The sequence below is a fragment of the Microbacterium arabinogalactanolyticum genome (genome assembly GCF_030268005.1).
In the GTDB taxonomy this organism is placed as follows: Bacteria; Actinomycetota; Actinomycetes; order Actinomycetales; family Microbacteriaceae; genus Microbacterium; species Microbacterium arabinogalactanolyticum.
In genome coordinates this window covers 440,656-457,424 of record NZ_BRZC01000007.1, presented here as the reverse complement: position 1 = coordinate 457,424, position 16,769 = coordinate 440,656, and the positions used below count along the sequence as shown (strand labels likewise).

Sequence of the window (16,769 nt, the reverse complement as noted above, 5' to 3'; positions counted from 1 at the left end):
CCCGGACACGGCGCAGGCGGCGCCTCCCGGAAGAGACGCCGCCCGCATCCGACGGATCAGCAGTGGAACAGCGCGTCTCCCCACACTCCGTGGGCACCGTTGATGCTGCCCGGAGCGGTCACGTTGAGGTCGATGTACTGCACCCCCGTGAGGTCGACGTTCACCTCCTCCGGCGCGAAGCCCGGCGTGAACGTGCGGGACTGGTAGCGGTTGGTCCCATCGGTGTCGACCGTGAAGATGACGTTGCCGGCGAAGTCCTTCTCGAGACCGACGGATGCCGTGAAGCTCGAGCACTTGCCGCCGAGATAGTACGTCACCTTCGATGCGGCGTGCACGCCGAGGCCCTTCTCGTAGGTCGGGCTCGAACCGGTCGCCGGATCGATGTAGTTGATCGCCAGCGGAAGATCGGGCGAGGTCGCCGAGTCCTTGTTGGCGACGTCCCTGCCGATCACGCCCCAGCCGTTGGTCGCACTGATCCAGTTCAGGTCGGATGCGTAGACCGTACCCGAGGGCGCCGGCGGCATCGGCTGGTCGACGACCTTCCAGTCGAAGATCTTCAGCCGGCTCTCGGTGGGCAGCACGACGTACGCGAGCTCCTTCGCCGGGTTCAGCCGCACGAGGTTCGAGTACACCTGGTACCTGCCGGTGGGGTACTCGTACACGTTCGGATTGGTCGCGCTGTTGCGCCCGAGGCTCGTGATCGCCACGCTGGCGCCGCCCAGTCCGGATGCCTGCGGCAGCCAGTTCGGGAAGAACACGTTCTGCTTCGAGACCGTGCCGTCGGCGTAGTGCAGCTCGAGCGCGGGGTTGACGCCGCCGCCGGATGCGGCGGAGGCCAGCACCGCGAGGTGCGTGCCCTTGCCGGTCAGCGCGACGGTCTGCCCGGCCGGGGAGACCGAGTCCTTCGCGCCGGACGGGTTCGGCCACGTGTATGCGATCGCCGCCTCACCGGTGCCGACAGTGACAGTCGATCCGGGCGCGACGCCGGCCCGCGCCAGCGCCTCGGCCGAGAACGTGGCCCCGCCGCCGTCGAAGTCCCCGGCCTTCGCGGTGTCGATCGTGGTCACCGCGTCGGCGTTGTACGCACCGGCCAGCGACCCGTAGGCGACGTAGATCTGGTTCGCCCCGGACGCCTGCTGCGCGGTCTTCTGCGCGGTGTAGTCGGCGACCGCCCTCACCGTCTGCAGGTCGGCGGCAGCAGCATCCGTGACCTTCGCCTCGAAGGTGGCGGTCACCGAGGCGCCGGGCTCGACCAGGGAGGCCCTGTCGCCCTTCGCGGAGACCAGCGACCAGCCCTCGGGGAGCTGCGGGGTGAGGGTCACGTTCTCCTTCTTCTTGGTGCCGGTGTTGCGGAAGGTGGCCTCCACCGAGGTCGTGTCGCCCTGGAACACGCGATCGTCGAGAGTCACCGAGACGGATGCCGAGGTGAGGTCGGCGTCCCGTCCGCCGACGGCGCTGGTCGCCGCGAGCACGACCTCGGCCGATGCGGAGGAGGAGAGGGCGGGAACCTTCACGCGGATGACGCCGCCGGCGTCCTCCGCGTCGAAGAACCACCCCGACGTGGCGGCATCCAGCGCTTCGCGGGACGCCGCCTGCTTCAGGCCCTTGCCGTCGATCGACACGTTGGCCGGAGCGGAGCCGGTGTGCGCCTCGATCACGTAGGGCCGGGCCTCGGCCTTGCCGTCGTAAGAGCCGGCGCGCTTTCCGATTCCGATCGTGACGGAGCCCTTCTTGCCTGCGCCCGGTGCCTGCACCGTGAACTTCTGGGTGCTGGAGGCGCCGCCCGCGTAGGCGCGGGTGACCTGGTCGTCCTCGTAGAGGGAGAACGAGCTCTCGCCCTGCGGGAACACCGACAGCGTGACGGGAGAGTTCGCCGGCACGAGCGACGCGTTGCGGGCGGTGATGCCCTGTGGCACCACCGCTCCGGCGCGCACGAAGATCGGCAGCCTGTCCAGCGGGGCGGGGTGCCCGTTCAGCACCTGTCCGCCCTCGTGCGCGGCCCCGGTCCAGAAGTCCACCCACTGGGATCCGGCGGGCAGGTAGATGCCGTTGCGCACGTCGGTCTTCGTGAAGACCGGGGCGACCAGGTAATCGCTGCCGAGCAGGAACTCGTTGTTCGCCTCGACGCTGTACGAGCCGGGGTCCTTCGGGTGCTCCAGTGCCAGGGAGCGCATCATGGGCAGCCCCGAGCGGTGGGACTCGGCCGCCAGCGTGTAGATGTACGGCATCAGGCGCTGGCGCAGCTGCAGATAGCTGCGGTTGATCTTCGTCGCCTCGTCGCCGTACAGCCACGGCCGCTTGTCGACCGAGGCCCAGCCGCTCATCGAGTAGAGAGCCGGGGCGAACGCCTTCCACTGCAGGTCGCGCACGTAGCTCTCCGGCGAGCCGCCGAAGATGCCGTCCACGTCACCCGTGGAGAACGCGAGGCCCGAGTTGCCGGCGCCGGTCAGCGCGGAGATCTGCCACCGCACGGCGTCGAGGTTTCCGGAGTGGTCGCCCGTCCACTGCATGCCGCAGCGCTGGGAGCCGGCCCAGCCCTCGACCATGAGCGCGGTGCCGCGGGCATCCGAGTACTTCTCGATGCCGTCGTGGGCGGCCTCGCAGCCGGTGAGCGCGAGACGGTAGCCGCTGCCCACCCACGCCACGTCGAGCTTGCGCAGCCGCACACCGGCCTCGCCGACCTCGTACTCCTGCTTGTCCAGCGAGCGCTGCGTCCACAGGCCGGTCTTCAGATCGGTCTGCTCCTGGATGGCGTCGATGGTCTCCGGCAGCTCCTGGTACTCGCAGCCGTAGCCGTCGTTGACCAGCATCCAGCCGGCGGGCATGTCGTTCTCGACGAAGCCCTTGGCGACGTCGAGCGCCTGCGGGGTGCGCAGCTTCGACGGCGTCCTGGTGCCGGTGTACGTGGGGCTGGAGCGGTTGTAGCAGTCCGCGTCGCCGTACTCCAGCGCATACACCGGCGGCATCATCGGCCGCCCGGTGAGCTGCGTGTACGACTCGAGGGATTGCTCGTAGTCGCCCACGAAGTAGTACGCGTCGAACCGGCGCTCCTGGTGCGTGGTGGTGTGCTGCGCGAAGTCGTACGTGCCCTTCGCGAAGGTGTTGCGCAGCACGCCGTAGCCCTCGGAGGACATGTAGTACGGCACCGCGTTCGGGTAGCCGTCGTCGTCCCAGTCGAAGTTGTTGGCGATGTTGATGACCGATCCGGTGTGGATCGAGCGGCCGTTCTGCATGCCGCCGCCGAGGATCTGCTCGCCCTTCTGGCCCTTCAGGTGCTGGGTGGCGGAGCTCTTGCCGAACGTGATCGCGGCGGACTCCGCGAAGATCGTCGAGCCGTCGGCGCGGGTCGCTGAGACGGCCCCCGTGGCGCGGTCGACCGAGACCGTGACGGCCTTCGACGCGATGCGGATCACGTCGCCGTCGGCGACCGCGACATCCGCTCCGCCGAATGTCTTCGCACCTACCACGATGTCGGCGGTGCGTGCCGCATCGCCCTCCGGGGTGTTCGCGGGATCGGTGAAGGAACCGCTCGGGTCGGCCTCGAGCCGGAAGGTGCCGTCCTCGAGGAAGGTCACGCGCATGGCGCCGTGCTCGGCGGTGAGGGTGACAGACGCTCCGTCGCGCTGCACGTCCGTGATCGAGCCGATCGAGGTGCCGGTCGAGTCGACGGGGACCTCGGGAGCGGCGGGTCGGGGAGTGATCGGGGTGGGGGCGGAGGACGTCTTCGCCACCGTCTGGGCGACGGATGCGGCCGATGCCGCCGATGCGGTGCCGGCGATCCCGATGCCGGACACCCCCAGGGCGATGGCGAGGCCGAGCGCACGCAAGCGCGGGCGGCAGGATGGTGAGTTCAACTTCATCGTCTCCTCGTGGTGAGTGATTCTGATCGTTCGATGGCAGAAACAATCGCATTTAATCAATGAGCTGGCTGATGGTCAAGGGGTCCGCTCGTGTTCGCACAGCAGAATTCCCACGGTGGCGCGCAGGCCGCGACGCCCAGCGGCCCCGGATAGGATCGAAGGGTGCCCGTGAACAACGATCTGGTCGGCCGGGAGTTCCCGCCGACGGCCCCCTACCTCGTCGGCCGCGAGAAGGTGCGCGAGTTCGCGCGCGCGGTCTTCGCCGACGCTCCGCAGCACACCGACCTCGCAGCCGCGCAGGCGGCCGGCTACGCGGACGTCGTGGCTCCGCCCACCTTCGCGATGGTGATCCAGGACCTCACGCTGCAGCAGCTGCTCGCCGAGCCCGACTCCGGGATCGTGCTGGCTCGCACCATCCACGCGGAGCAGCGCTTCACCTACTCGCGCCCGATCGTCGCGGGTGACGAGCTCACCGCGCAGCTGTCGGTCACCGGCATCCGCGCGCTCGGCGGCAACGCGATGATCACGAGCGACGCGACCATCACCGATGCGGCCGGCGAGCACGTCGTCACCGCGACGAGCGTGCTGCTGGTCGGCTCGGACTCCGAGGGAGAGGACGCCTGATGGCCGGGTTCACCGTGGGCGACGTGATCGCCGAGCGCACCGTGCACCTGACGCGCGAGTCGCTGGTGCGCTACGCCGGGGCATCCGGCGACTTCAACCCGATCCACTACCGTGACGACGTCGCGGCGGCAGTCGGCCTGCCGGGTGTCCTGGCGCACGGGATGCTGACCATGGGCCTGGCATCCTCCGTCGTCGTCGCCGCTCTTCCCGCCGACGCGCGGCTGATCGACTACGGCGTGCGCTTCACGAAGCCCGTCGTCGTCGACCCGGAGGACGGCGCCGACGTGCACGTGCTCGCGAAGGTCGGCGCCGTGGACGAGACCTCGGCGCGCATCGACCTGACGGTCAAGGCGGCCGAGACGACCGTGCTCGTCAAGGCGCAGCTGCGGGTCGCGCTCTGACATGGCGTCGCGAGAGGTCACCCCGATCCCGCTGCGGCAGCTGACCACCCTGCGCACCGGAGCTGCTCCGGAGCGGATGCTGGATGCCAGTTCCACCGCCGAGCTCGTCGACGCGCTGCACGAGGTGTGGGCGACCGGGGACGAGTGGTTCGTGCTGGGCGGCGGGTCGAACCTGTTCGTGGGCGACGAGCCCTTCGAGGGCGCGGTGATCCGCATCCTGACCTCCGGCATCGAGGAGCTCCCGTCTCCGCACGAGGGTCGCATCCGGCTCCGTGCGCAGGCCGGGCACGGCTGGGACGACCTGGTCGCCTACGCCGTGGCGCGCGGCTATGCGGGCATCGAGGCGATGAGCGGCATCCCCGGCACCGTCGGGGCCGCACCCGTGCAGAACGTCGGCGCCTACGGCCAGGAGATCCAGGAGACCCTCGTCGAGGTGGAGCTGATCGACGAGGGTGCGAGCGCTCCGGTCGTCGTGCCGGCCGCCGAACTGGGACTGGGCTTCCGCACCTCGGTGCTCAAGCATCACTACGGCGGCGTCCCGCAGCGGCGAGCCGTGATCACGTCCGTCACGCTGGATCTCGCCGTGACGGGCGATGCCGGACGCGTCATCCGCGGCGAGCAGCTGCGCCGGGCTCTGGGCCTGGAAGGCTTCGACCCGGTGCCGCTGGAGTGGGTGCGCACTCGCATCCTCGCCACGCGCGCGGCGAAGGGGATGCTGCTGAACGAGGACGATCCCGACACGCACAGCGCCGGATCGTTCTTCCAGAACGCGATCGTGCCCGAGCACGTCGCCCGCACCCTGCCGCCGGAGTGCCCGCGCTGGCCGGTCGAGCCCGACCTCGACACGATGACGGTGATCCCGCTGGAGAACTACTACGGGCTCACGCCGCGCGCCGACCGCCCGGAGGGGCTCGTCAAGGTCAGCTCCGCCTGGCTGATCGAGCACTCCGGGATCGGCAAGGCGTTCAAGCTGCCCCGGTCGCGAGCATCCGTCTCCACCAAGCACGCCCTCGCGCTGACCAATCGGGGCGGGGCGAATGCGGCGGAGCTCAGCGAGCTGGCCCGCTTCATCCAGAGCCGCGTGCACTCCGAGTTCGGCCTGCTGCTGCAGCCGGAGCCCGTGCTCGTGGGGGTGGAGCTGTAGGTCTGGTGATCGCGACCCATCCTGCGTAGGCTCGCCGGATGAGCGGATTGATACCCTACCTGCTGTTCCCCGGAGACGCGGCCGAGGCGCTGCAGCAGTACGCCGCGATCTTCGGCGGCGAGCTGCAGATGTTCACCTACGCCCAGGCAGGGCGCACCGACGGTCCCGAGGACGCGATCGCGCACGGGATGCTGGTGAACGGCCCGGTCGAGCTGGCGGGAGCGGATGCCGCGACCGGCGAGGACTCGGTGGCGATGAGCGGCATGTTCCTCTCGCTGCTCGGCACCGCCGACCCGGACACGCTCGCGGGGTGGTTCGACGCGCTCGCCGCGGGCGGCGAGGTCATCGACCCGCTGCAGAAGCGCTCGTGGGGTGATTCCGACGGCACACTGGTCGACCGGCACGGGGTGCGCTGGCTGATCGGCCACCAGGGCTGACGACGCGGGCACCGGTTCCGACGACGACGCCCCCAGGCGCGGGAGTCCGTGCCTGGGGGCGTCGACGGAAAGCGGGTGTCGGCGCGAAGAGGGCGTCAGGAGGCGAACAGCTTCTGCAGGCGCTGCACGCCCTCCAGCAGCTGGTCGTCGCCCAGCGCGTACGACATGCGGATGTAGCCGGAGGGGCCGAATGCCTCGCCCGGCACGACCGCGACCTCGGCCTCGTCGAGGATGAAGTCCGCGAGCTCGAGCGAGGTGGTGGGCGTCACGGTGCTGCCGTCGCGGCGGGTCCAGGTGCGGTTCAGCAGCCCCTGCACGTCGGGGTACACGTAGAAGGCGCCGGTGGGGGTCGGGACCACGAGACCCTCGATCTTCGACAGCTCCGAGACGATCAGGCGGCGACGGCGATCGAAGGCCTGGCGCATCTGCTCGGCCTCGTCCTGGGGGCCGTTCAGCGCGGCGATCGCGCCGCGCTGCGCGACGTTGTTCACGTTGCTGGACAGGTGGGACTGCAGGTTGCCGGCGATCTTGATGGCATCCGCGGGGCCGACCATCCAGCCCACGCGCCAGCCCGTCATCGCGTAGGTCTTGGCCACGCCGTTGACGAGGATCGTCTGGTTCGCGACCTCGGGCAGCGCCTGCACCACCGAGGTGGCCTTCACGCCGTCGTAGGTGAGGTTCTGGTAGATCTCGTCGGAGATGATCCAGATCCCGTGCTCGAGCGCCCATTCGGCGATGGCCTTCGTCTCCTCCGCGGAGTAGACCGAGCCGGTGGGGTTGGACGGCGAGACGAACACGAGCACGGTGGTGCGCTCGGTGCGCGCGGCTTCGAGCTGGGCGACGGTGACCTTGTAGTCCTGATCGGCACCGGCGAAGACCTCGACCGGAATGCCGTCGGCCAGGCGGATGGCCTCGGGGTAGGTGGTCCAGTACGGGGCGGGCAGCAGCACCTCATCGCCCGGGTTCACCACGGTCTGGAATGCCTGGTACACCGACTGCTTGCCGCCGTTCGTGACGATGACCTGGCTGGGGGAGACCTCCAGCCCCGAGTCGCGCAGCGTCTTCGCGGCGATCGCCTCGCGCAGCGCCGGAAGGCCGGGGGCGGGGGTGTAGCGGTAGTTCGCCGGATCGGCGAGAGCCTCGGCCGCAGCGTCCACGATGAACTGCGGGGTTGCGAAGTCGGGCTCGCCGGCCGCGTAGGAGATGACGGGCTTGCCCTCAGCCTTGAGGGCCTTGGCCTTGGCATCCACCTTCAGGGTGGCGGACTCGGCGATGGCGGACAGCTTGCGGGAGAGTGGTGCGCGTTCGGTCACGGCATCCATCGTACGCGGGCGCGGATCAGCAGAACGGAATACTGACCCGCGCCCCGGACGATCAGGCGGCGAGACCGTGCGCCTCGGCGACTGCCGGGAGGGTGATCCGGCCATCCTTGACATTGAGGCCCTTGGCGAGGGCGGCATCGTCGGATGCCGCGCGGTCCCAGCCCTTGCCCGCGATCGCCGACACATAAGGCAGCGTGGCGTTGGTGAGCGCCCGGGTTGCGGTCTCGGGCACGGCGCCCGGCATGTTCGCCACGCAGTAGTAGATCGAGTCGTGCACGGCGAAGGTGGGGTCGTCGTGCGTGGTGGGGTGGGAGCCCTCGAAGCATCCGCCCTGATCGATGGCGATGTCGACCAGCACCGAGCCCGGCTTCATCCCCGCCACCATCTCGTCGGTGACGAGCTTGGGCGCCGCGGCGCCGGGGATCAGCACCGATCCGATCACCAGGTCGGCCGTGGCGAGTTCCTCGGCGATGTCGTAGCGGCTGGATGCCCGGGTCTCGAGCGCGCCGCCGTAGCGGTGCTCGAGCTCGCGCAGGCGGGGGAGCGAGATGTCGAACACGGTCACCTTCGAGCCCAGGCCCAGGGCGTTCGCGGCGGCGTGCTCGCCCGCGACCCCGCCGCCGATCACCACGGTCTTGGCGCGCGGGGTGCCGGCGATGCCGCCGAGCAGAGTTCCGCGGCCGCCGTTGGAGCGCATCAGCGAGTACGAGCCGACGGTCACCGAGAGGCGACCGGCGATCTCGCTCATCGGCACGAGCAGCGGCAGGCTGCGATCGGGCAGCTGCACGGTCTCGTAGGCGACGGCCGTGGTGCCCGCATCGACGAGCGCGCCGGTGAGAGCCCGGTCGGCGGCGAGATGCAGGTAGGTGAAAAGGGTCAGCTCGGGACGCAGGAACCCGTACTCCTGAGCGATCGGCTCCTTGACCTTCAGCAGCAGGTCCGCCTCGCCCCACGCCTCCTCAGCCGAGGAGACGATCTCCGCACCGGCGGCCAGGTAGGCCTCGTCGGTGATGCGCGATCCGAGTCCTGCGCCGGACTGCACGAGGACGCGGTGGCCCTCGTGCACGAGCCGATCGGCGCCGGCGGGGGTGAGCGCGACGCGATTCTCGTTGTTCTTGATTTCGGTGGGTACGCCGATCCTCATTGATTCTCCAGGTGCGTGGGTGACAGCAGAGCGTAGAAGAGAATCGCAGAAACATCGGGCCTGCGGGGGAGGATCCGAAGAATATTCAGGATCAGGGGCAAAGAAGACAGATTCTTCGTCCAAAGCGGCATCTGGAGCAGTCGGGTCGCGCAGATCAGCGACCCGGCACTTCCCGGCGGGGGCGGAGGCGTCAGTCGCGCTGGCGGTTGCGGACTGCGGATTCCTGGGCGTCCAGGATGCGCAGCGCCGCCCGAACCGCGGCGGAGTGGTCCTGCGCGCGCACGACGTCCAGCAGATCCTCATGGTCGTGCGACAGCTCGATGCTGCCGGGGACGCGGCAGTCGCTCAGCTCGACGGTCGAACCGATCACCGCCGAGAAGCTGCGGTACATCTCGCGCAGCGTGCGATTGTGCGAAGCATCCGCCAGCCCGACGTGGAAGTCGACGTCGGCCTGCACGAAGGAAGCCTCGTCGCCCTCTTCGGCAGCGCGACGGCGGCGTTGCAGGATGCCGGCGAGCCGGTCGAGGTCGCCGTCCGTGCGGCGGAGGGCGGCGGCTCGCGCGGCCGCGATGTCCAGACCGCGGCGCACCTCGATGACCTCGACGACCTCGGAGGCGCCGAGCTGCCGGCGCAGGGCCACATCGGCCTCGTCGGTGGCGATCACGAAGGTGCCGTCGCCCTGACGGGAGGAGAGCAGGCCCGCGTGCACGAGTGCGCGCGTCGCCTCGCGGACGGATGCCCGGCTCATGCCGAGCTCCTCGGCCAGCCTGGCCTCGGCGGGCAGACGATGCCCCACGGGCCAGCTGCCGTCGTCGATCTGCTCGCGGAGCTGCTCGATGGCCTCATCGACGAGCGACCGGCGGGGGATGGGGCGCATGGGGTCCTCCCGGGAGTGAGACGGTCATCGAAGCCGACCGCCGCGGGCGTCGATGAGGTCGAGGCGCCCGCGCAGACCACCACGTGATCTCATCAGCACACTACCCAGTCATCCGGCCGCCCGACAATGCGCGCGCATCGCGCTCAGCGCTCGACGAGGATGCCGTCCTCATCGGCGTGCAGCAGTGCGCCGGGGCGGAAGGTCACGCCGCCGAACCCGACCACGACGTCGACCTCTCCTGCGCCCTCCTTCGCGCTCTTGCGCGGGTTGGTGCCGAGTGCCTTCACGCCCAGCGGCATCCCGATCAGCGCCACGCTGTCGCGCACGCATCCGTTGATCACGACGCCGGCCCAGCCCGAGTCCACGGCGCTCTGCGCGATCATGTCGCCCATCAGCGCGGTCTCCAGAGACCCGGCTCCGTCCACGACCAGCACCGCGCCGTCGCCCGGCGTCTGCAGGATCTGCTTCACCAGCGCGTTGTCCTGGAAGCACCGCACGGTGCGGATGGGGCCCTCGAAGCGGAGCAGGCCGCCGAACGAGCGCAGCTGCAGAGGGAGGGACTGCAGGGCGTCGCCGTGCTGGTCGTAGAGGTCGGCGGTGGAAATCATGGGGTCTCCTTCGGATGCGCGGGCGGTACAGATGCACGACGCGGGAACACCTGCACGACCGACTCGGCGAATCGGTCGTGCAGGCGTTCCACGGTCGTGCAGCTGTGTCAGCTGAACTGGTTCATGGTGTTGTGCTGGCCGCCGGCCTTCAGAGCGGCGTCGCCGGCGAAGTACTCCTTGTGGTTGTCGCCGAGGTCGCTGCCGGCCATGTTCTGGTGCTTGACCGTGGCGATGCCCTGGCGGATCTCCTGGCGCTGCACGTCGCGGACGTAGGTCAGCATGCCCTCGTCACCGAAGTAGCCCTTGGCGAGGTTGTCGGTCGACAGCGCGGCCGTGTGGTACGTCGGCAGGGTGATCAGGTGGTGGAAGATGCCGGCTCGGGCGGATCCGTCGCGCTGGAACGTGCGGATCTTCTCGTCGGCGATGCGGGCGAGCTCGGTGTCGTCGTAGTCGACGCTCATCAGCTTGTCGCGGTCGTACGCGGAGACGTCCTGGCCCTGCTCGACGAGCTGGTCGTAGGCCTGCTGCCGGAAGTTGAGCGTCCAGTTGAACGACGGGCTGTTGTTGTACACCAGCTTGGCGTTCGGCACGACCTCGCGGATGCGGTCGACCATCTCGGCGATCTGCTCGACGTGCGGCTTCTCGGTCTCGATCCACAGCAGGTCGGCGCCGTTCTGCAGCGAGGTGATGCAGTCCAGCACCACCCGGTCGACGCCCGTGCCCTGACGGAACTGGTAGAGGTTGCTCGCCAGGCGCTTCGGCCGCAGCAGCTTCCCCTCGCGCTTGATGACAACGTCGCCGTCGCCCAGCTCGGCCTCGCCGATCTCCTCCACGTCCAGGAACGAGTTGTACTGGTCGCCCAGGTCGCCGGGCGTCCGGCTGACGGCGAGCTTCTGGGTGAGGCCGGCGCCCAGCGAGTCGGTGCGGGCGACGATGATCCCGTTGTCGATGCCGAGCTCGAGGAACGCGTAGCGGACGGCGTTGAGCTTCGCGATGAAGTCCTCGTGCGGAACCGTGACCTTGCCGTCCTGATGACCGCACTGCTTCTCGTCCGAGACCTGGTTCTCGATCTGGATGGCGCAGGCGCCCGCCTCGATCATCTTCTTGGCGAGCAGGTACGTCGCCTCGGGGTTGCCGAAGCCGGCGTCGATGTCCGCGATGATCGGCACGACGTGCGTCTCGAAACCGTCGATCTGGGACTGGATGAACTCCGCCGCGGTCTCGTCTCCGGCCGCACGCGCGGCATCCAGCTGGGTGAACAGGAGGTCGAGCTCACGGGCATCCGCCTGGCGGAGGAACGTGTACAGCTCCTGGATCAGCGCGGGGACGACCGTTTTCTCGTGCATGGACTGGTCGGGGAGCGGTCCGAACTCGGAGCGGAGGGCAGCGACCATCCATCCCGACAGGTACAGGTAGCGCTTGTTCGTCGACTTCAGGTGCTTCTTGATCGAGATCAGCTTCTGCTGCCCGATGAAGCCGTGCCAGACGCCGAGCGACTGGGTGTAGACCGACGAGTCGGCGTCGTACTCGGCCATGTCGCGGCGCATGATGTCGGCCGTGTACTGCGCGATCTCGAGGCCCGTGCGGAAGCGGTTCTGCGCCCGCATTCGTGCGGCCGACTCGGGGTCGATGGCGTTCCATGCGGAGCCGTTCGCGTCCTTGAGCTCCTGGATGGCGGCGATGTCGTCCTGGTAGTGAGTCATGTCATGTCCTTCTCAGTGGGGCGGGTCGTCAGTCGGTCTCGGTCAGGAAGCGGGATGCCGGGAGCGTCAGGAACGCGGGGAACTCCGGGTGCAGGGCGACCTCGCGGAACACCTCGGCGGCGTCGTCGAAGCGGTCGCCCTCGGTGCGCGGGGTCTGCGCGAGCATCTCGGTGATCAGGCGCTCGACGTAGTCGGCGGTGATCAGGTCGCCCTCCTCGGTGCGGCGGTCCTGGTGGATCCACTGCCACACCTGGGAGCGGCTGATCTCGGCGGTCGCGGCGTCCTCCATCAGGTCGTCGAGAGCCACGGCGCCCAGGCCCCGCAGCCATGCCTCGATGTAGCGGATGGCCACCGACACGTTGTCGCGCACGCCCTTCTCGGTGATCGGGCGTCCGATGCGCAGGTCCAGCAGCTGAGCGGCCGTCACGTGGACGTCGTCGCGCTGCCGGTCGATCTGGTTCGGGCGGTCGCCGAGCACGGCGTCGAACTCCGCCTGCGCGGCCGGGATCAGGTCGGGGTGGGCGACCCAGGTGCCGTCGAAGCCGTCGCCGGCCTCGCGCCGCTTGTCGGCGGACACCTTCTCCAGGGCGCGCTCGGTGACCTCGGGGTCGCGGCGGTTCGGGATGAAGGCGCTCATGCCGCCGATGGCGTGGGCCCCGCGCTGGTGGCAGGTCTTGACCAGCAGCTCGGTGTAGGCCCGCATGAACGGCACGGTCATGGTGACCTCGCTGCGGTCGGGGAGCACGAAGCGCGCACCGCGGCCGCGGTAGTTCTTGATGATCGAGAAGATGTAGTCCCAGCGGCCCGCGTTGAGCCCTGCGCAGTGGTCGCGCAGCTCGTAGAGGATCTCGTCCATCTCGAACGCGGCGGGCAGCGTCTCGATCAGCACGGTCGCGCGGATCGTGCCGTGCGGGATGCCGATGTACTCCTCGCTGAACGAGAAGACGTCGTTCCACAGCCGCGCCTCCTCGCTCGACTCCAGCTTGGCGATGTAGAAGTACGGGCCGCGGCCGGCGTCGATCAGCGCCTGCGCGTTGTGGAAGAAGTACAGGCCGAAGTCCACCAGGGAGCCGGATGCGGACAGCGTGCGACCTGTGCGGTCGATGAAGTCGATGTGCTTCTCGCCGAGGTGCCAGCCGCGCGGGCGCATCACGATCGTGGGGGTGCGCTCCGCCGTGACGCGGTACTCGCGGCCGTCGGCGCTGGTGTGGGTCAGCTCGCCGCGGATCGCGTCGCGCAGCGACAGCTGACCGCCGATGACGTTGCCCCAGGTGGGGCTGGTGGCGTCCTCCTGGTCGGCCAGCCACACGCGGGCGCCGGAGTTGAGGGCGTTGATGGTCATCTTGGGGTCGGTGGGGCCGGTGATCTCCACGCGGCGGTCCTCCAGGCCGGGGCCGGCACCGGCGACGCGCCAGTCGGCGTCCTCGCGGATGTGCGCGGTGTCCTCGCGGAAGCGGGGGTCGTGGCCGTTGCCGATCTCGAAGCGGCGGCGCATCCGGTCGGCGAGGCGGTCGAGGCGGCGCCCGGCGAAGCGGTGGTGCAGCTCCGTGAGGAACGCCAGGGCATCCGGCGTCAGGATCTCGTCGAACCGGTCGTTCAGGGGCCCGGTGATGCGCAGCGCGGGACCGAGCTCGGGTCGGGCGGATGCGACGGTGTCGACGATCCTGATCTGGTCGGTCTGTGCGGCAGTGGCGATGCTCATGATCTGTCTCCTCCGTGAGATGGGATGCCGGGTGGCTTGTCATCCACTGTGGGTGAAGATTCAGGTGCCAACTGACCATTTCTGGGGAGAAGTTTTCTGGAATTTCTGTTTCTGTGACACACTTGCCCCCATGGCCAGCACGGATGCCCCAGAAGAGTCCGACGCCCTCACGATCGGGCGGCGGATCAGACAGCTCCGCACCGCGCAGGGGATGACCCTCGAGGAGCTCGCGACGCGCATCGACCGCGCGCCCAGTCAGGTCTCGATGTTCGAGACCGGGAAGCGCGAGCCCAAGCTCACCCTGCTGCAGTCGATCGCCCGCGCCCTGGGCGCGACGATCGACGCGCTGCTCGAAGGTGAGCCGCTCGATGAGCGCAGCACGATGGAGATCGCGCTGGAGCGCGCGATGAAGGGCCAGACGTTCCAGGCGCTCGGCATCCCCGCCTTCCGCATCGGCAAGTCGATGCCCGATCAGGCGCTGGCCGCGATGCTCGCCCTGCACGGCGAGATCGAGCGGCTGCGCGACGAACGGGCCGCCACCCCGGAGGAGGCGCGGCGGGCCAACGTCGAGCTGCGGCACCTCATGCGCAGTCAGGACAACTACTTCGCGGATCTGGAGGCCCAGGCGGCCGACATCCTCGCAGCGGTGGGGCATCCCGGCGGGCCGATCACGCAGCGCACGGCATCCGAGATCGCCGCGCATCTCGGCTTCACGCTGCACTATGCGAACGATCTGCCCCAGACGACCCGCAGCGTCGCCGACCTCGCGCACGGCCGGCTGTACCTCTCCGGCAACGTGCAGGCGAAGGGCGACGCCCGCACCGCCGTGCTGCAGGCGCTGTCCAGTCGCATCCTGGGCCACGGCGAACCCCGAAGCTACGCCGAGTTCCTGCGGCAGCGCGTGGAGACCAACTACCTCACCGGGGCGATCCTCGTGCCGGAGTCGCACGTCGTCCCCGTGCTGCAGGAGGCCAAGTCCCGTCGCGCGATCTCGGTCGAGGATCTGCGCGACGCCTACTCCGTGTCCTATGAGACGGCCGCGCACCGCTTCACGAACCTCGCGACGCGGCATCTGGACATCCCCGTGCACTTCCTCAAGGTGCACGAGTCCGGCACGATCACCAAGGCGTACGAGAACGACGACGTGAACTTCCCCACCGACCGCCTGGGCTCGATCGAGGGGCAGATGTGCTGCCGGCGCTGGACCAGCCGCGAGGTGTTCGAGGTGGAGGATCGCTTCAACCCGTACTACCAGTACACCGACACCGGCAACGGCACCTACTGGTGCACGGCCCGGGTCGAGCCCTCCAGTGAGGGGCTGCACTCGGTGAGCGTGGGCGTGCGCTTCGACGACACGAAGTGGTTCGTCGGCCGCGACACGACCAATCGGGGCGTGTCCAAGCACTCCGCCGAGGTGTGCTGCCGGCGTGCGCCCGCCGAGCTCGAGGAGCGCTGGCGTGAGCAGTCCTGGCCGAACGTGCGCACCCCGCGCACTCTGCTGGCGACGCTGCCGACCGGCTCGTTCCCCGGCGTCGACACGACCGACGTGTACGAGTTCCTCGAGGCGCACGCCCCGCGCTGATCGTCAGCCGCGTCGCGCACCGATGGCGCCCAGCAGGGCGTCGAGTCCGAACTCGAACGCCTCGTCGACGTCGCCGCCGAGACGGAAGGCGCCGGCCTGCTCCATGGTGCAGAAGCCGAAGATCCAGGCGGTGAAGGTGCGTGCGGCTGGGAGAGGGTCTCCGGGGACGGCGGCGGCGATCGCGGTCATCAGCGCGGTGAGCAGCGGCTCGGCGGATGCCGGGGTCGGGTCGGCCTGTGCGGAGGGGGCGGCGAAGATCAGCGCCGAGACGCGCGGTGCGCGGGCGGCGTAGGCACGCAGCGTGCGCGCGAGGACGGTGAGTGCGCCGGCGGAATCGTGCGCCGGAAGCTCGGAGATGTCGGTCATGAGCTCGCGCACGGCGTCGCCTGCGGCAAGCCGCAGCAGATCGTGGCGGTGGGCGGCCCGCTTGTACAGGCTCGGCGTGCGCATGCCGACGGCGGACGCCACCGAGCTCATCGTGACGGCGTCGATGCCGTCACGCTCGGCGATCTCGCGGATGGCGTGCACCAGGCGCTCCTGGCTCACGCGCAGCGGTGCGGGCATGCGGCCTCCCTGTCCTCGTCCTTCGATCATAAGGCTATTGACATTAGCCATCAAGGCTACGTAATGTAGCCAACATGAACGCACAGCTCATCCGAATCGGCGACGACCTGGTCGCCATGCACGCGATCTCGACCGACGAGGGCATCACGCTCATCGACGCCGGACTGCCCGGCGATCGCCGCGCCCTGCAGAAGGCGCTCCGGGCTGCGGGCCACGACGTCGCCGACATCCGCGGCGTCGTGCTGACCCATGGCGACAGCGACCACATCGGCATCGCGGAGTGGCTGCGTGCCGAGCACGGCGTGCCCGTGCACGTGCACGAGGCGGATGCCGCGCGGGCCAGGGGAGAGGAGAAGTCCCACGCCGCGGGCGGCGCGTGGCGGCTCGGCGCCACCCTCCGCTTCCTCGCGACCGGCATCCGCCGTGGTGCGCTGCGCACGCGTCATCTCGGCGAGGTCCGCACCTTCCGTGACGGCGACGTGCTCGACCTGCCTGGTCGCCCCGAGGTCATCGGCCTGCCCGGCCACTCGGCCGGATCGGTCGCCATCCGCGTTCCCGCGGCGGATGCCGTCTTCCTCGGCGACGCCGTGACCACGCGCAATGTGCTCACGGGCGTGCAGGCGGTGGCGCTCGGGCCGTTCAGCGATGCGCCGGACCAGACGCCGGTGAGTCTCGAGCGGCTGCGCGGGCTTCCCGAGCGCCGGATGCTGCCTGGCCACGGTCCGGAGTTCACCGGCACCGCCGATCAGCTGATCGCGGCGCTCGCCGGCTGATCGCGGCAGGGTCCCGGTCGTTCGTCGT

At 69.6% G+C, this 16,769-nt stretch carries 14 protein-coding genes; 6 read left to right on the top strand and 8 right to left on the bottom strand.

From position 1 onward, the window contains the following. Positions 1-56 precede the first annotated feature (56 nt). Entirely contained in the window at positions 57-3,827 is a 3,771-nt protein-coding gene (locus MIAR_RS13675) for an NPCBM/NEW2 domain-containing protein (RefSeq protein ID WP_285636980.1), read from the bottom strand. Between the two features lie 195 nt (positions 3,828-4,022). Here MIAR_RS13675 and MIAR_RS13670 point away from each other — a divergent pair, with 195 nt between their 5' ends. The 4 genes from MIAR_RS13670 to MIAR_RS13655 are packed head-to-tail and all read left to right on the top strand — an operon-like array spanning position 4,023 to position 6,466. Continuing rightward, positions 4,023-4,484: an FAS1-like dehydratase domain-containing protein gene (locus tag MIAR_RS13670; RefSeq protein WP_285636977.1), complete on the top strand. Its 462-nt coding sequence runs from the start codon at positions 4,023-4,025 to the stop codon at positions 4,482-4,484. Beyond that, positions 4,484-4,885, top strand: a complete 402-nt coding sequence (locus MIAR_RS13665; protein WP_285636974.1) for a MaoC/PaaZ C-terminal domain-containing protein — start codon at positions 4,484-4,486, stop codon at positions 4,883-4,885. The genes MIAR_RS13670 and MIAR_RS13665 overlap by 1 nt, the downstream gene beginning before the upstream one ends. 1 nt (position 4,886) lies before the next feature. After that, the gene (locus MIAR_RS13660) at positions 4,887-6,029 is read left to right on the top strand and encodes a UDP-N-acetylmuramate dehydrogenase (protein ID WP_285636973.1); all 1,143 of its coding nucleotides are present in this window, start codon (positions 4,887-4,889) and stop codon (positions 6,027-6,029) included. Positions 6,030-6,067: 38 nt separating this feature from the next. After that, positions 6,068-6,466, top strand: a complete 399-nt coding sequence (locus tag MIAR_RS13655; RefSeq protein WP_285636970.1) for a VOC family protein — start codon at positions 6,068-6,070, stop codon at positions 6,464-6,466. Between the two features lie 95 nt (positions 6,467-6,561). Here the strand turns inward: MIAR_RS13655 and MIAR_RS13650 are convergent, their stop codons facing one another. The 6 genes from MIAR_RS13650 to aceB all read right to left on the bottom strand — a co-directional run bounded on the left by MIAR_RS13650 (position 6,562) and on the right by aceB (position 13,822). Further along, positions 6,562-7,779 carry a pyridoxal phosphate-dependent aminotransferase gene (locus tag MIAR_RS13650; protein ID WP_285636967.1) on the bottom strand — a complete coding sequence of 406 codons (1,218 nt, stop codon included), beginning with the start codon at positions 7,777-7,779 and terminating at the stop codon, positions 6,562-6,564. Between the two features lie 61 nt (positions 7,780-7,840). Continuing rightward, a complete protein-coding gene (gene ald, locus MIAR_RS13645; protein WP_285636964.1) occupies positions 7,841-8,932 on the bottom strand; it encodes an alanine dehydrogenase in 1,092 nt (363 codons plus the stop codon). Between the two features lie 190 nt (positions 8,933-9,122). Beyond that, positions 9,123-9,809, bottom strand: coding sequence for a FadR/GntR family transcriptional regulator (locus tag MIAR_RS13640; RefSeq protein WP_285636960.1), 687 nt, complete (start codon positions 9,807-9,809; stop codon positions 9,123-9,125). Between the two features lie 143 nt (positions 9,810-9,952). Then, complete coding sequence (gene rraA / locus MIAR_RS13635) at positions 9,953-10,417, bottom strand: ribonuclease E activity regulator RraA (RefSeq protein ID WP_285636957.1); 465 nt, start codon at positions 10,415-10,417, stop codon at positions 9,953-9,955. A gap of 107 nt (positions 10,418-10,524) precedes the next feature. After that, positions 10,525-12,120: an isocitrate lyase gene (locus tag MIAR_RS13630; protein WP_285636955.1), complete on the bottom strand. Its 1,596-nt coding sequence runs from the start codon at positions 12,118-12,120 to the stop codon at positions 10,525-10,527. 28 nt (positions 12,121-12,148) lie between these two features. Then, positions 12,149-13,822 carry a malate synthase A gene (gene aceB / locus MIAR_RS13625; protein ID WP_285636953.1) on the bottom strand — a complete coding sequence of 558 codons (1,674 nt, stop codon included), beginning with the start codon at positions 13,820-13,822 and terminating at the stop codon, positions 12,149-12,151. 130 nt (positions 13,823-13,952) lie between these two features. On the opposite strand from aceB, the gene MIAR_RS13620 reads away from it, so the two are divergent. Next, on the top strand, positions 13,953-15,404 hold the full coding sequence (locus MIAR_RS13620; protein ID WP_285636951.1) for a helix-turn-helix domain-containing protein: 1,452 nt from the start codon (positions 13,953-13,955) through the stop codon (positions 15,402-15,404). Between the two features lie 3 nt (positions 15,405-15,407). Here the strand turns inward: MIAR_RS13620 and MIAR_RS13615 are convergent, their stop codons facing one another. Then, on the bottom strand, positions 15,408-15,968 hold the full coding sequence (locus MIAR_RS13615; RefSeq protein ID WP_285636948.1) for a TetR/AcrR family transcriptional regulator: 561 nt from the start codon (positions 15,966-15,968) through the stop codon (positions 15,408-15,410). 74 nt (positions 15,969-16,042) lie between these two features. Between MIAR_RS13615 and MIAR_RS13610 the strand changes: the two genes are divergently transcribed. Further along, positions 16,043-16,741: an MBL fold metallo-hydrolase gene (locus MIAR_RS13610; RefSeq protein WP_285636945.1), complete on the top strand. Its 699-nt coding sequence runs from the start codon at positions 16,043-16,045 to the stop codon at positions 16,739-16,741. The last annotated feature ends 28 nt before the right edge of the window (positions 16,742-16,769 follow it).

Coding starts and splice junctions, on each gene's coding strand:
- MIAR_RS13655 (WP_285636970.1), top strand. CDS start 6,068: ATGAGCGGATTGATACCCTACCTGCTGTTCCCCGGAGACGCGGCCGAG.
- MIAR_RS13630 (WP_285636955.1), bottom strand. CDS start 12,120: ATGACTCACTACCAGGACGACATCGCCGCCATCCAGGAGCTCAAGGAC.
- aceB (WP_285636953.1), bottom strand. CDS start 13,822: ATGAGCATCGCCACTGCCGCACAGACCGACCAGATCAGGATCGTCGAC.
- MIAR_RS13660 (WP_285636973.1), top strand. CDS start 4,887: ATGGCGTCGCGAGAGGTCACCCCGATCCCGCTGCGGCAGCTGACCACC.
- MIAR_RS13610 (WP_285636945.1), top strand. CDS start 16,043: ATGAACGCACAGCTCATCCGAATCGGCGACGACCTGGTCGCCATGCAC.
- MIAR_RS13640 (WP_285636960.1), bottom strand. CDS start 9,809: ATGCGCCCCATCCCCCGCCGGTCGCTCGTCGATGAGGCCATCGAGCAG.
- ald (WP_285636964.1), bottom strand. CDS start 8,932: ATGAGGATCGGCGTACCCACCGAAATCAAGAACAACGAGAATCGCGTC.
- MIAR_RS13665 (WP_285636974.1), top strand. CDS start 4,484: ATGGCCGGGTTCACCGTGGGCGACGTGATCGCCGAGCGCACCGTGCAC.
- MIAR_RS13620 (WP_285636951.1), top strand. CDS start 13,953: ATGGCCAGCACGGATGCCCCAGAAGAGTCCGACGCCCTCACGATCGGG.
- MIAR_RS13615 (WP_285636948.1), bottom strand. CDS start 15,968: ATGCCCGCACCGCTGCGCGTGAGCCAGGAGCGCCTGGTGCACGCCATC.
- rraA (WP_285636957.1), bottom strand. CDS start 10,417: ATGATTTCCACCGCCGACCTCTACGACCAGCACGGCGACGCCCTGCAG.